Raw genomic sequence first — 13,539 nt, forward strand, 5'->3', positions numbered from 1 at the left:
TTTGTAATTTCGATTATGATGCATCAAAAGGTCCTCCTCTTGGTGTATTGGGTTCGCAACCTGCATCATAACGGAGGACCTTTTTTTGTGCAAGAGGCCACTTCACCTACTAACAGGAATGCTCCTGTGGCAGTGACGAGCATTTACATCTCGAATGAGCTTCGATTTGCTTCGAAGCAGATAGCTGCGAAGCGTAACCGGAAGAGGGAGAAGCATGGTGATTTCTCCAGGCTTGTCGGCACCGCCACGGAAAGATAAGGGCACGCAGGCTCATTATCTGTACTCTGAAGGAAATGAAAATAGCAACAATCTATGCGAAAACAGCTTAATTATTCCATCTCCTCTTCCGGTTCTCCTTCTCCGGTTAAAAAGATCGTAAAACGGATCCTGTCGTCTTCAAGATTGAATTCCTCTGCTTCCACAAGAACATCCTCCGATACCCCTTCCTGAAGCTGAATATAAATCATCGATTCATTAGGGTTTATATAGACAAAATCGGGAAGGTCAGCCATAGAGTCCATCATCCTGAAGACCTGAGCAGAAGGAAGTGATATAGAGCCGATTCGAAATGACGTCTCCTGAAGTATGATGTTTCCATCATCGGTTACTTCCGGTGCTAAATTCATCTCAACAGGGACCTGGCTGCCGAAAACACTGAATGAGGCACGGAAGTGAACCTCATCTTCCAGGTAAATGTCGTATTCACGGCCAGGGTCTTCTTTATCCAATTCCTGTTGAATCAGCCGGTTCAGGTTACCTTTATCGGCCTCAAGTACAAAGGATGGATATTGCGACTCCCAGTCCCCTCTTTCCACTTGAGTCCACTCAGGGTCGTCAATGGGCCCAAACAGTCGTAACAACATAAACATGATGAAAACCGTGATTAATGTTACAATAGTAAGCAAAGAGAAAAAGGCTGTTTTCCATTTGTTCTGATTCCATTTCACAACGAATCATTCTCCTCTCTTGTAATAAAGTAGCTGGATGTACGTATTTTTATCTATAATGGAAAAAGCCCTTCCCCGTTTATTTTAAAGCAACGCGCTTCGAAATGGGAACAATGTGATTGATTTACTATGATTTTTGACTTTCTTTTGATAAAGTTAAACAATGAACCTAAGCTATGGGGGTTACTTGATGATTATTCCATTTGTGTTATTTGCAGCGCTATATTTATTCACAATCAATTCTATGACTAATACATTATGTATTCAAAAAGAAATTTCAGAAGAAAAGCAGCCGAAAGTATTTCGGACAATTAATGTTCTGATTATGATTCTGCTTACTTCTTCCTTTGTTCGGATCTTCTTTACGTAAATACTGCGACTGAAAAAACGGAAAAATCTGACTCCTTCGGTTCACAGCCATGCGAGTCAGTTTTTTTGTTGTTCAGGTTATATTCATCTCCGTTTTCACTCCATTCTCCCGGAACCCCGTGCGCTCGCGGGAAACGAACCGCAAAAGCCAACTAAGCCTTTCGCCGCTATGGGCGAAAAGCCAAGTTTTTCTATCAAACTCAGAAAACGTGCTTTTTAATACCAGGATGCTCCGACGATAACGAGCAGGATGAAAAGTACGACGATTAACGCAAATCCCTGACCATGTCCTTTATGACTCATAAGCGTTACCCCCTTTCGCCTATGTTAAAAATATGGCACTAGTAAGCCCAGACCGCCCCAATGATAACCAGCAAAATAAACAATACGACTAGCAATGCAAATCCATTATCGTAAGAATGTGACATGGTATCCCTCCTTTTCATCGTTCATTACATACTATTTAAAAATGGTTTGTTTGTTTGGACGTTTGTCACGAGTTCTTTGATAATTTTCCCCCTCAAGTACAAAAGTGAAAGCGCCTTGGTCACGAGCGAAAAAGAAGAATTGGCTTCTCGCAATGATGACAAAAGCCTTAATTGCCATTATCCTTTAGTCACAAGCATTTGAGGGAGGCCACCAGATTGAAGCCGTTATGCAGGCTTCAGCTACGAGCTTCACCTTCCTGATAAACGGCGAGTTGCTTCGTATACGGAAGAAGCAGATGATAAATGACCTCGAGCTCGCTGGCGCTGCAGCGGGACTCGGAAAATCAAAAAAAAATTTATCACTTGTTAGGGATTACAATTTCAAACAACGAAAATAAGATTGTTAAATCCTTCTTCCTTATACAATCGTTTCAATTTACCCCCTGCTGTGCTATAGTATATGTGATAAAAACAGCTTGGTTTATAAGCACAGGGGAGATGGAGAGGTTGAAGAAGAAGTGGGTTTTGTTTGCCTCGTCAATGGTACTTGTTTTAGGTGCATGTACTAATGACGATGCAGGCGACGGAGAAGAAAACAGCCAGAATGGCAATGAGTCCAATGTTGAAGCTCAGGAGAGCGATGAACAAATCGTGGTTGAAACAAGTGCCGGTAATGTGACTGAGCAGGAACTCGTAGATAAATTAAAAGACATGTATGGAGATCAGGTTCTTCAGGAAATTGTACTCACAACAATTATGAACAATAAAGCCGAAGAACTAGGCGTTACAGAGGAAGAAGTGGATGATGAGATTGAATCCATTAAGGAACTGATGGGCGTCGAATCAGACGAAGAATTCTACAATGCAATGGAGATGCAAGGTGTTTCAGGTGAAGAGGAACTCCGTGAACGGGTCCAGCACCACATTGTTCTGCAAAAGCTTGCAGGAGATGAAGGAGAACCGGATGAGGATGCACTTCGTGAGGAGTATGAGCGTGGTGAGGAAGTAAAAGCCCGTCATATCCTTGTAGAAGACCAGGAAACTGCTGACGAGCTTTACGAGCGTCTTATAGATGGTGAAGACTTTTCAGAACTCGCAGAGACGTATTCAGAGGATCCAGGTTCCCGTGAAGATGGTGGTAACCTTGGTTTCTTCCGCCGTGGAACAATGACGCCTCCTTTCGAGGAAGCAGCTTTCAGTCTCGATACAGACGAAATCAGTGAGCCTGTCAGCTCTGATTTTGGCTTTCATATTATTCAAGTAACCGATCGCAATGAATTTGAAGATGACTTTGAAGAAGTTGAAGATCAGCTCAGAAATACGCTTAACCAGCGTATGATGCAGAGAATGGGTCAACTGCAGCAGGAAGTGATTGACGAAGTTGAAATTAATGTTATTGACAGCCGATTCGAAGGGTTGTTTGACCAGTAAATATATCCGGGAAGCACACTTATGTGCTTCCCGCTTTTTAGTTTGGTTACCCGGAAAAAAAATTGATATTCAGCTTCGTTAAACGGAATACGCTCCCTTTCCGCGGACTCACGCCAAGCCTCCTCAGGGCTTTGCCCCTGCGGGGTCTCGTCTGTCTCGCACTTCCGCAGGGAGTCTCGCATAGGCGTTCAAATCCGCACAACGTGAATCCTCTCATTGTATTATCATGATAGATTCCTTTTGCATAGAACACCATCCCTATTAATACCAGTGCAGTAAAAAAGATAGCAGAGGAAATGGGTCCCTGCTATCTTTAATCTTAGTAATCATGAAGGCCGCTTATCTATGCGCTTCTTTCCAAGATGTCATTGATTTCATTTTTATATAAGTCTGATTTTCCACCAAAGACTGCCTGTATGTTTTTATTGTATTTCATAACACCGGCAGCACCCAATGCTTTAAGCTGTGCCTCATCAATCTGCGCCGAATCGATTACAGTGACCCGTAAGCGTGTAAAACAGGCATCCACATGCTCGAGATTCTCTTTTCCTCCAAGAGCAGTGAGAATTTCCTTAGCTGTTTCACGGTACTGGTCTTTCTTTGCTGCAGGCTTACTTCCTGCTTCTTTTTTTTCATTGTAATCTTTCCTCGTATACAACTTCGCTTCCTGACCGGCCCTTCCCGGTGTTGCGAGATTCCACTTTTTAATGGCAAAGGAGAAAATAAAATAGTAAAGAACAAAGAAAGCTGCCCCCATCACAAGGTTCATCCACCAGTTCGGTGTACCAGGAAGTGCGTTAACTAAAATATAATCGATTAACCCCGAGCCTCCAGCCCAGCCAAGCTGAACATTCAATATATAGGCAACAGCAAAGCTGAACCCGGTTATGACAGCATGTATAACAAACAACAGAGGTGCTACAAATAAAAACGTAAATTCGATCGGTTCGGTTATTCCTGTAAGAAAAGCAGTACCTGCAGCTGCAATCAGCATACCTTTTACAACCGGACGGTTTTTTTTATCCGCCTGACGATACATTGCATATGCTGCCCCAAGCAGGCCAAACATAACAATAGGGTACTTACCAGCCATGAAGCGTCCAGCCGTTACTTCTTCTCCTGCTGCAATTTGAGCAAGGAAAATATACTGGTCACCAGAAACCATCTGTCCTGCAACTTGAGCTGTTCCCCCAAGCTGCGTCCACAAAAACGGTGCGTACCAAATGTGATGTAATCCTGTTGGAATAAGGACTCTCTCGAGGAAGCCGTAAAGTCCTATATAAGCAGGGTTTGTGGCATCTGTTGCGATTATATTCGCCACTGCATTAATCCCCGTTTGAATCGGAGGCCAGACAAGCATAACCAGGAACGCCAAAATAATGGACATAAACACCATTACAATCCCAACAGACCGGTCACCTGCAAAGAAACCGAGCACTTCAGGAGGCTGAAAACGTTTAAAGCGGTTATAAACCCATACGGCCAGTAACCCGACAATGATACCACCCAGCACACCTGTCTCAAGGGAAGCAATGCCGAGAGTCATCCCGTATTCACCGCTCTCTTCTGCCATTTGCGGTGTGATGTTCATTGCCAGTGAAATCGTTGTATTCATAATAATATAACCGAGCAATGCTGCAAGCGCCGCTATACCAGATCCCCCGGTCAGACCGATAGCCACTCCCACTGCAAATATAATCGGCAGATTTTGAAAGATACTCAGTCCAATTGTCGTCATTCCATTACTTACAGACTGCATTGAATCCGCTTGCAAAAATGTTAAATAATCAGCAAGAGGACCGTTCATCGCTGCTCCGATTCCAAGTAAAATTCCTGCAGCCGGCAGTAAGGCTACGGGAACCATTAAGGACTTTCCAAACTTCTGCAAGCTTGCAAAATTCATGATGTTACCCTCCCTGTTTTACTAATCGTGATTAACGAAACGGGGCTGGAAAGTTACCAGCCCGGCTTCCATCTTTATTTTTTTGCCAGCTCCGGCCAGAATTCTTTATTTTCTTCAATCAGATCATCAAGGATCGCACGCGCACGAGGAGCATCAACTACTGTACGATTCAACGTAAGAGCTTGGAGAAGCTTGTTGTAATCTTTTTCGTACCAGGCATCTACTACAAGCTTTTCGAATGCCAGCTGACCTTCAATGAGTCCTTTTTGGAACGTTGGAATACTTCCGACAGCAAACGGTTTTGGACCCCGGGCAGTTAGTGATGCAGGAACTTCGACCATGGCATCGTCCTGAAGGTTGGAAATAACCCCGTTATTTTCCACAATTACGATAAATGTATCACCGTTGTTGTAGGCAAGGGAGGCCGCTACGCGGATCATATAACACCCGTGAATGTCCACTTCAAGATCTGCATGCTCCGTTGAGTTGTCACGGATTAATGTTTCACACTGATCATGAACACGCTTTTCACGGCCATTAATGACCTGGCGGGCCCTCGTATTTTCCACGTCTTCTTTTTCCACCATCTGTGATGGGTAAAGGTAATATTGCAGATAAGTATTTGGCAGGTAGTCAGGAAAATCATTTAGCATCGTTTCTACTTGTTTGAATGTCTTTATCCATGAAGGGTCATTTATAATTTCAGAGTCTTCCGGAAGGAAACCATTATCTTTAATTGCATTTTTAATGTCATCTGTAAGTTTGTTTCCTTCTTTATCATAGATGTCAGTAAACCACCCAAAATGATTGAGTCCGAAGTATTCCGGTACCAAATCCCAGATCTCTTTTCCAAGAATTTTAGCGTAGCTTACCATAATCGCTGCCGGCATATCACAAATGTTTAAGATCTTATCATCTTTTGGAAATTCTCTTCTCAAAGCCTCTGCAACAATTGCTGCAGGGTTTGTGTAGTTAAGAATCCATGCATCCGGTGCGTACTCTCTTACATCGTTTACAACCTCGATCATATCTTTAATGGAACGAAGACCGTACGCCATGCCACCCGGCCCGCAAGTTTCCTGACCAACTGCACCATGCCGGAGGGGAATCTGCTCATCTTTTTCACGCATCTGCAGTCCCCCTGTACGGATCTGAACAAATGCAAAATCCACATCAGAAAAAGCTTTCTTTCTGTTTGTCGTATAGTTGAATGATTCCAGTTCAGGGTATTTCTCTTTTAAAATGACTTCTGTCGCTTTTGCAATTTTTTCCTGCCTTTCAGCGTTTGTATCATAAAAAGTAATGGATTTAAGAGGGAAATTTTCCTTTTCTTCAATAAGGCTCATAACCATTCCCAGCGTATATGTACTTCCTCCACCTACTACTACAAGATTTTGCTTTTTCATGATGTCGCCTCCCAAAAGATTAATTTGTATATTATTTGTATTAACATCTTTATAATACAAATATAATACATTCAAATGTAAGCGTCAACAAAAATCTGTTTGCTCATTAAAAAAATCTGGCGTATGCTATAGAGGAGTGATACAAATAAAACAACCCATTGATGAATGTGAGGGAATTAAATATGAAAACTTCTTCTCCGCTATACAGAAATATCGCCAGTCAAATGAAAGAAGAAATACATAAAAAAGCATGGAAACAAGGGGAAGCAATCCCTACTGAAGCGAAACTGTCTGAATCATTTAACGCCAGCCGTGTGACAGTCAGGCAGGCTATACAGCTACTCGTTCAGGAAGGGCTGCTTTATAAAATCCAGGGCAGCGGTACATATGTAAAGGAAGCAAAAATTGAACATAACATCTATTCCCTGCGCAGCTTTACAGAGGAAATGGAAGCCTACGGAAAAACGATTTCCAATCACGTGGTTGACTTCCAGCTGTTGGAACCCGAAGAAAGTATCCGCCAGATCCTAAACTTGTCCGATGGGGAAAAAACATTTTACGTAAGAAGGCAGCGTATGGTAGACAACATCCCTTTTGTCCTCGAAGATACTTACCTGCCCGTCCGTTTATTTCCTGACCTCTCATACGAAATCATGTCAGGGTCAAAGTACGATTATATTGAGAACAAAAAAAAGCTGAAAATTAAAGACAGCTTCCAGGAAGTAATCCCTCTCCTTCCTGAAGAAAAGATCCAAAAGTTGCTCCATCTTTCAGAAGCCATTCCGATCCTGAAAGTTCAATTATTCTCCAACCTAACCGATGACCAGGTATTTGAGTATAGCGAATTGTACTTTAAGAGTGATGAATACAAGTTTACGATCGTGGCAAACAGAAACTCCTGACGAGTATTACTACAATAATAAAAAGAGGGAGCCTCATAAGGTGGAATGCCACCTTATGAGGCTCTCTCTACTCTGTAGCAATGAGCTGCTCCCCTCTGATGAACCCCGCTGTGAGTGGTTTCTCGTCGTGGGCTGGCAGTTGGTGGATCCATACTTGTTTTGGCCCTTTTAAGACACCACCATCTTTTCTTTTTAAAGCATGAATATGGCCACCTGAATTTTGAATATATGATCGGGATTTCCACACAATGCGTCTGTAAAAGCAGATCATTTGGATTCTTTATCAAGTCTGCTTTCATAATTTCCTTAACTTTCCTTTTATGAACCGAGCTTCCTTTTTTCCCTCTCATCCCGTACTTTTTTCATGATGATTTCGCCTTCCTGTTCAATCAGTACACGTTCTTTTTTACGGTCATCTCCGATAGCTTGTACTGCTTTGTACCCGCAGAATATAACTCCCGCGTACAGAAAGTAAACCCAGCCTGGTACTTGAAACAAAAATGCTCCCACAGTTGTCATTGAGAGAATTCTTACAACAAATGCAGTGAATATGATAGCGAGAATGATTGCTACAATTTTAATCCGTTTCACGATTCAACCATCCCTTTCTTTTTCTTTTCTCTACTACTAATATGGTCCGGGAGAAAAAATATGATAGTTTGTGTTTTTTTCCAGCTTGATTCGGGAATAGAAAAATATACTGACAAATCACCGGAGGGTTATTTCATGACTAAACAGAGACTATCAGATTTAACATATGGCCAGTTTCAGGAAGAATTGATTAGAATCACCCTAGCAGAGCTTGAAGGAAAGAGGGAGAACTCTCCTCTTGTTTATTTCCCTATCGCTCATGAGAAGGTAGAAACATTCTTACTCGCCTACTGGCAGGAGGCGTGGGGTAACTGTAAGGAAATGACATGGGATGAGTGGTATCAATCGGATTGTTATAACTGGTTCGAAGACGAAGTAATTAAGGAAGTTCTTGCAGAAGCTGTTATTGTTGATCAATCGCGTCCTCTCCAGGAAGTCCGTTCATCTTCAATCAGGAATTCTAAACGCCCTGACCAGCTTTAAATCTGAGAAAATCCTATAATTAACCAGACGGACGGACTGTTGTCACGTTCGTTTTTTGTGTGGAATGAAGCGGGTTCTCGGAACTCATTCGTCAGACGCTTTCGTCTGTGCCAGAAGCAATAAATAGAGTGCGAGGGGGTTCAATTAATGGAGCAGAGTACATGAGGTTTGGTGTGGGATCAGTTTAGACACGTTGTTCATCGACTTCCTCCCTTTATTGAACGTTTGGCAGCTTTGATCGTCAACCAGGATCCTTGACCTTGGGCTCCCCGACGTTCTTCATCACCTTGCCTTCATTAATCTTCGACTCCTCCCAACATCCTCTTTCCACATAAAAATATCCCCTTACAGCAACTGCTGTAAGGGGATGGCTTCTTTTTATAAGTCCAGAGGTTTGTCATGAAACAATGGCTTGTAGAACGTGCGGTTGTCCATAGGAAAAATTCGATCACTGAACTCTCCGGGCTGAACGCCTTCAAGCGCTCTGTCCATCATATTCATCTTCGCATCCAGGTTGTCAATATGGTGGAGAATCTCCGCTTCTCTGATCATAGGCGGTTTGGGGCTTCCCCATTCTCCTTTGCCATGATGACTCAATACCACATGCTGAAGGGTTAGTACTTCTTCACCTTCAATCTCCAGTTCTTTTGCTGCCTCTGCAATCTCATTTACTACAATGGAAATATGACCGAGAAGCTTCCCTTCTTTTGTATACTCGGTAGCGACAGGTCCGGAAAGTTCATGAACTTTTCCGAGGTCGTGGAGGATAACACCTGAATACAGAAGATCCGTATCAAGTGTAGGATAAAGGGCAGAAATGGATTTTGCCAGATCGAGCATACATACAACATGATAAGCAAGCCCTGATACATATTCGTGATGATTTTTTGTAGCTGCCGGGGCTTCCATAAATGCTTTTTGATGCTTCTTCATAAGGTGCCTGGTAATTCGCTGGATTTTTGGGTTCGTCATCTCAAACAGGTACTGGTTAATCCTCTCCAGCATTTCATTCGGTGGCAGAGGAGCTGATTGCAAAAAGTCCGCCGTATTAACCTGATCCATATCGGAAGTCGGCCGGATTGCTTTAATTTTCAGCTGGCGGTTTCCCCGGTATTCGTTTACTTCTCCATGGATATGTACAATTGCTTTACCGATGAAAAGTTCTTCATCTTCAGGTGAACAGCCCCACAGCTTCGCTTCAATTTCTCCACTTTGGTCTGCAAGCATGAGTGTAAGAAACGGCTTCCCGTTACTCGCCACCCCTTTTTTTGAACTTTTAATCAGCAGGTAGGATTCTACCGGTTCCCCAATTTTATGGTGCTTAATTCCTTTTTTCATCTTCTCCTCCCTCTCCATGTATCGTCTCTTTTTTTGACAAGTATAGCATATTTCTTCAAACATGTGTTCTGTCCAGCAGCTGCTGGTTTCAGGTGCAGAACATGTAACGGACTATCGTTTAATGAGATTTCGCCTCGTGATTAATAACATCAGTGTTTTCCTGCCTGCTGCCAAGCCATAGAAGCGTTGCCGCGAATGCAGAGAACATGACAAATGCACCGAGCCCGAACGGCAAAAACATATTCCACGCGAAAAAATTACCGGCAATCAGTGCACCTGCAACATTTCCAAGGCTTACAAATGAATTATTTACTCCCATAATCAGTCCCTGCTTGCTTCCCGCAAGTTTTGAAATCATCGCATTTACAGATGGACGGAGCAGGGAATTCCCCAGGAAAAACAGGCACGTTGTCAAAATCAGGGTGGCATAGTTAAAGGCAAGTCCCATAAGAATAAATCCAGCCCCGCTTAAAAGGAGTGAACCGAGTGCCACACGTTCGTCACCAAAACGCTTACTAAGCCTTCCTATCAAGCCTCCCTGGGCAACAGCTCCGACCAGCCCTACAATCATTACGATCGTTCCCACCTCGGCAGGATTATAAGAGAAGCGCTCTAACGCATACATACCAAACACGGTCTGAAAATTAGCAAGGCCGAAACTTAATGCGAAAACCAAAGCAATCAGAAAGCCTGCCGGGCTTCTTAAAGCTTGCCACATATCCTGAAACTGGTTTGTTTTCAGACCTGTATCCTCTGTTTTACGTTTTTCTGCGGGGTGGGATTCCGGCAGAAACAGGATTGAAAAAAGTCCGGCAATTGATGCTGCAATTCCGGCAAATAAAAACGGTGTTGCAAGGCTGATCTCAGCCAGCCATCCACCGATACCCGGTCCAAATACAATCCCCAGAGCCATCGCCATTCCGAGAAGTCCCATACCTTTACTTCTTCGTTCTTCAGTTGTTGTATCAGCCACGTACGCCATCGCTGTTGGCATAACAGCAGCTCCGAATGTTCCTGCAATCATCCGGGAGAGATAGAGCATCCACATTTGGGTAGCAAATGCAAAGATAAATTCTGCTGCTGCAAACCCAAACATTCCTATGGCAATCAGAGGTTTCCTGCCAATTTTATCTGATAGTTTTCCCCAGAACGGGGCAAGAAGAAACTGCATAAATGCAAACAGAGCTATAAGCATTCCCAACTCTATTGAACCGGCTCCAAAAGACTCCACATAATAAGGGAGGATCGGAATAACAAGCCCGATCCCCATCATTACAACAAACATATTTATCATAAGAAGCAGAAACGCTTTTTTACGCTTCTTTTCGGAAACACTCATGATATTCACTCATTTCAGCGCCTAAGGCGTTAGTTAACTATTTATTATTTATAGGCAGATGAATGGAAAAACAAACCCCGCTGTCCGTGTTTCTTACGTAAGATTCACCTTTATGAAGCTCAGCAATACTTTTTACTATAGCAAGACCAAGTCCGAACTGACCTTTATTCCCTTTTCTGAAGGGGGCAAAAAGATGCTCCAATTCTTTTTCAGGAATCTTTTCTCCGTCATTTGTTACACGGAGAATAATTTTATCTTCTGTTTCTTCGGCGCTGATTTCAATCATTGTTTCTGCATATCGAAGAGCGTTTTCTACAAGATTTTCAAGGAGAATCTGAATCTGCTCCTTATCTCCATATACATTGACCTTTTCTCCAATAACAACGATGTCCACATCTTCCCGCTGGACAAAAAAGCGTTCACGGATCTGGTAGGCAAGGGATCCGAACGGGAAGTTCACTTTTTCCATCGTCGTTTCTTTTAATGAGTCAAGTTTTGTGTAATACAGCATATCTTTGACTCTTTTTTCCATACGCTCGCTTTCTTCAAGAATCACATCCATTGTGGAAGGAATATTCTCCCTTGGCAGTATTCCGTCCTTTACAGACTGAGCGTAACTTTTCACTACCATTATCGGTGTCTTCAACTCATGAGAGGCGTGCTGAATAAACGTGCGCTGGGCACGGTCATATTTCATGAGGTTCTGTCTCATGGACTCAAACTGATTGGACAGCTTTTCAAAGTCGTCGTCACTTTCCCAATGAAAAGGCTCTTTCCAGTTCCGCTCGGCAATTTGTTCAAAGTGATTACCCAGGCTGGTAAGTGGAACCTTCAAATAATTCTTCAGCCAGAATGCAGGAATCAGGCTCAGAAGCCCTGCCATAACCATAATGTAAAACAGTCGCGACCACAATCTGTTCACCATCTCGTCACGATACGTATCCCACATATACGTAATATGGTATTCCTCTCCTTCAGGCCTGTACGATTTAAAAACAACATAAAACAATGTCGCGTCATTATATGTCAGTTCGTACCTTCCGCGGCGCTCCACATCCTGAGCACGCTGTCCCATTTCAACAAGGACTTCGGTCGGTACAGGATCGCCAAAGCGCCTTCCAAGCTGGTTGCCTCCAATGACAAGGTGACCGACAGACCGTGCAGCTTCACGTCTCTCAAGAAATTCTGCTTCGGACGTTGCCGGTGCCGGGTAATCTCCATTAGGCCGCATAACTCTGGCCTGTTCCTGTTCAATGATCCGGTATGTCTCTTCGGTGAGCGTACTTTTAAGTGATATTGGATAAATAATTCCAATTAATAACCCGACCATCAGGATAATGGCTATAAAAGAGAACCAAATCCGCTGTGTCAGATTGAGCTTGATCATGATGACAGAACCCTGTACCCGTATCCATAAAGGGTTTCAACATGAATACGCGGCAGCTTTTTACGTACACGCCGGACTACATCGTCCACCGCCCGCTCAGAACCGAAATAATCGCTTCCCCATACATATTCAATGATGTCTTCCCGGGACAACGCATTTCCTACATTGCTCGTAAGAAGAATGATGAGATCCATTTCCTTCGTCGTCAATTCGATTTGTTGTTCGTAGTCATGCACCGTTCTTGAATTCGTATCAATGGTATAACCGTTGAGTTCGATTTTTTTATCTTCCTGTACCTCAGTCTGGTAGACGCGCTTTAACAGTTTTTTTGCACGAATGACAAGTTCCTCAGGCATAAACGGCTTTGCAAGGTAATCATCGCTTCCAAGCTCAAGGCCAAGAACACGGTCAAGATCTTTATCACGTGCAGAGATAAAGATTACCGGTGTATCCTGATCCGCTTTAATTGCCTTAAGAAGCTGATAGCCGTCCATCCCGGGCAGCATAATGTCCAGAACCCATAAGTGCGGGGCTTTGGAAATGTTGTCATGGGCTTCCTTTCCGTCCGGGAAAATTGTAACGTCCCAGCCTTCTTTCTCCATATACGCTTTAATGACTTCTGCCAGATTCTTTTCATCTTCTACTAAATAAACTTTATAGTTATCCATATGTCCACATCCTTAATAGTGGTGTATTGTAGTTGAACTAATCACATCTGTTGTAGCTATTTTATAATAATTTCAGGTGAAAGAACAAGAAAGGCAGAGAATATGTACAAATATGTGAGGTTAAGGAAAAAATGTAGAGGTTTTATTACGGGGCCGTCGTCGCCATAATTAAAGATTTCAGGCTTAAGTTGAAGTGAATTCATTATGGGGTTTAACTTAACTGCTCTTCATTTCAACCTGGCCTGTAAAAGAAGCCGAAGTGCCCGAGACTCCCCGGGGCGGGGCAGGACTCCTCTTTACTTAAACGCGAGGAATCTTGCCGGCACAACCGCAGGAAACCATGGGCA

15 protein-coding genes are annotated in these 13,539 nt (G+C 43.2%); 5 read left to right on the forward strand and 10 right to left on the reverse strand.

Going from position 1 to position 13,539, the window contains the following annotated elements:
• Positions 1 to 258 (forward strand): hypothetical protein (locus tag JSY36_RS16550; protein ID WP_205167196.1); only part of this gene is annotated, 258 nt, incomplete at its 5' end.
• A 71-nt stretch (positions 259 to 329) separates the two neighbouring features.
• Here JSY36_RS16550 and JSY36_RS16555 read toward each other — a convergent pair.
• Positions 330 to 947, reverse strand: a complete 618-nt coding sequence (locus tag JSY36_RS16555) for a DUF2140 family protein (protein ID WP_205167197.1) — start codon at positions 945 to 947, stop codon at positions 330 to 332.
• Positions 948 to 1,137: 190 nt separating this feature from the next.
• Between JSY36_RS16555 and JSY36_RS16560 the strand changes: the two genes are divergently transcribed.
• Complete coding sequence (locus JSY36_RS16560) at positions 1,138 to 1,317, forward strand: hypothetical protein (RefSeq protein ID WP_122896232.1); 180 nt, start codon at positions 1,138 to 1,140, stop codon at positions 1,315 to 1,317.
• Between the two features lie 215 nt (positions 1,318 to 1,532).
• Here JSY36_RS16560 and JSY36_RS16565 read toward each other — a convergent pair whose 3' ends face one another.
• Both JSY36_RS16565 and JSY36_RS16570 read right to left on the reverse strand, forming a co-directional pair.
• A complete protein-coding gene (locus JSY36_RS16565; RefSeq protein ID WP_122896231.1) occupies positions 1,533 to 1,619 on the reverse strand; it encodes a YjcZ family sporulation protein in 87 nt (28 codons plus the stop codon).
• Between the two features lie 38 nt (positions 1,620 to 1,657).
• On the reverse strand, positions 1,658 to 1,762 hold the full coding sequence (locus JSY36_RS16570) for a YjcZ family sporulation protein (RefSeq protein ID WP_084405609.1): 105 nt from the start codon (positions 1,760 to 1,762) through the stop codon (positions 1,658 to 1,660).
• Between the two features lie 489 nt (positions 1,763 to 2,251).
• Between JSY36_RS16570 and JSY36_RS16575 the strand changes: the two genes are divergently transcribed.
• Complete coding sequence (locus JSY36_RS16575; protein ID WP_205167198.1) at positions 2,252 to 3,175, forward strand: peptidylprolyl isomerase; 924 nt, start codon at positions 2,252 to 2,254, stop codon at positions 3,173 to 3,175.
• Between the two features lie 343 nt (positions 3,176 to 3,518).
• On the opposite strand, the gene JSY36_RS16580 is transcribed toward JSY36_RS16575, so the two are convergent.
• Together JSY36_RS16580 and JSY36_RS16585 are read right to left on the reverse strand one after the other, a co-directional pair.
• Entirely contained in the window at positions 3,519 to 5,078 is a 1,560-nt protein-coding gene (locus JSY36_RS16580; RefSeq protein WP_205167199.1) for a PTS transporter subunit EIIC, read from the reverse strand.
• A gap of 74 nt (positions 5,079 to 5,152) precedes the next feature.
• Positions 5,153 to 6,484: a 6-phospho-alpha-glucosidase gene (locus tag JSY36_RS16585; protein WP_205167200.1), complete on the reverse strand. Its 1,332-nt coding sequence runs from the start codon at positions 6,482 to 6,484 to the stop codon at positions 5,153 to 5,155.
• A gap of 182 nt (positions 6,485 to 6,666) precedes the next feature.
• Here JSY36_RS16585 and JSY36_RS16590 point away from each other — a divergent pair, with 182 nt between their 5' ends.
• Entirely contained in the window at positions 6,667 to 7,386 is a 720-nt protein-coding gene (locus JSY36_RS16590) for a GntR family transcriptional regulator (RefSeq protein WP_122898442.1), read from the forward strand.
• 318 nt (positions 7,387 to 7,704) lie between these two features.
• Here JSY36_RS16590 and JSY36_RS16595 read toward each other — a convergent pair whose 3' ends face one another.
• On the reverse strand, positions 7,705 to 7,977 hold the full coding sequence (locus JSY36_RS16595; protein WP_122896225.1) for a sporulation YhaL family protein: 273 nt from the start codon (positions 7,975 to 7,977) through the stop codon (positions 7,705 to 7,707).
• A 135-nt stretch (positions 7,978 to 8,112) separates the two neighbouring features.
• Here JSY36_RS16595 and JSY36_RS16600 point away from each other — a divergent pair, with 135 nt between their 5' ends.
• Entirely contained in the window at positions 8,113 to 8,460 is a 348-nt protein-coding gene (locus JSY36_RS16600; protein ID WP_142996761.1) for a hypothetical protein, read from the forward strand.
• Between the two features lie 378 nt (positions 8,461 to 8,838).
• On the opposite strand, the gene yhaM is transcribed toward JSY36_RS16600, so the two are convergent.
• From yhaM to JSY36_RS16620, 4 genes are all read right to left on the reverse strand, one after another.
• Positions 8,839 to 9,798 (reverse strand): 3'-5' exoribonuclease YhaM, encoded by a 960-nt coding sequence (gene yhaM / locus JSY36_RS16605; protein WP_205167201.1) that lies wholly within the window; start codon positions 9,796 to 9,798, stop codon positions 8,839 to 8,841.
• Positions 9,799 to 9,916: 118 nt separating this feature from the next.
• A complete protein-coding gene (locus JSY36_RS16610) occupies positions 9,917 to 11,137 on the reverse strand; it encodes an MFS transporter (RefSeq protein WP_205167202.1) in 1,221 nt (406 codons plus the stop codon).
• Positions 11,138 to 11,174: 37 nt separating this feature from the next.
• Entirely contained in the window at positions 11,175 to 12,524 is a 1,350-nt protein-coding gene (locus JSY36_RS16615) for a sensor histidine kinase (protein WP_205167203.1), read from the reverse strand.
• Positions 12,521 to 13,192, reverse strand: coding sequence for a response regulator transcription factor (locus tag JSY36_RS16620; RefSeq protein WP_122896221.1), 672 nt, complete (start codon positions 13,190 to 13,192; stop codon positions 12,521 to 12,523). Before JSY36_RS16620 ends, JSY36_RS16615 begins: the two co-directional genes overlap by 4 nt.
• Between the last annotated feature and the right edge of the window lie 347 nt (positions 13,193 to 13,539).

Origin of the sequence: Alteribacter salitolerans (genome assembly GCF_016901055.1) — a bacterium.
Taxonomy (GTDB): Bacteria; Bacillota; Bacilli; order Bacillales; family Salisediminibacteriaceae; genus Alteribacter; species Alteribacter keqinensis.

Excerpts from the sequence above, each read along its gene's own strand:
- JSY36_RS16585 (WP_205167200.1), bottom strand. The coding sequence starts at position 6,484 with ATGAAAAAGCAAAATCTTGTAGTAGTAGGTGGAGGAAGTACATATACG.
- JSY36_RS16565 (WP_122896231.1), bottom strand. The coding sequence starts at position 1,619 with ATGAGTCATAAAGGACATGGTCAGGGATTTGCGTTAATCGTCGTACTT.
- JSY36_RS16580 (WP_205167199.1), bottom strand. The coding sequence starts at position 5,078 with ATGAATTTTGCAAGCTTGCAGAAGTTTGGAAAGTCCTTAATGGTTCCC.
- JSY36_RS16610 (WP_205167202.1), bottom strand. The coding sequence starts at position 11,137 with ATGAGTGTTTCCGAAAAGAAGCGTAAAAAAGCGTTTCTGCTTCTTATG.
- yhaM (WP_205167201.1), bottom strand. The coding sequence starts at position 9,798 with ATGAAAAAAGGAATTAAGCACCATAAAATTGGGGAACCGGTAGAATCC.
- JSY36_RS16615 (WP_205167203.1), bottom strand. The coding sequence starts at position 12,524 with ATGATCAAGCTCAATCTGACACAGCGGATTTGGTTCTCTTTTATAGCC.
- JSY36_RS16600 (WP_142996761.1), top strand. The coding sequence starts at position 8,113 with ATGACTAAACAGAGACTATCAGATTTAACATATGGCCAGTTTCAGGAA.
- JSY36_RS16620 (WP_122896221.1), bottom strand. The coding sequence starts at position 13,192 with ATGGATAACTATAAAGTTTATTTAGTAGAAGATGAAAAGAATCTGGCA.
- JSY36_RS16570 (WP_084405609.1), bottom strand. The coding sequence starts at position 1,762 with ATGAAAAGGAGGGATACCATGTCACATTCTTACGATAATGGATTTGCA.
- JSY36_RS16590 (WP_122898442.1), top strand. The coding sequence starts at position 6,667 with ATGAAAACTTCTTCTCCGCTATACAGAAATATCGCCAGTCAAATGAAA.
- JSY36_RS16560 (WP_122896232.1), top strand. The coding sequence starts at position 1,138 with ATGATTATTCCATTTGTGTTATTTGCAGCGCTATATTTATTCACAATC.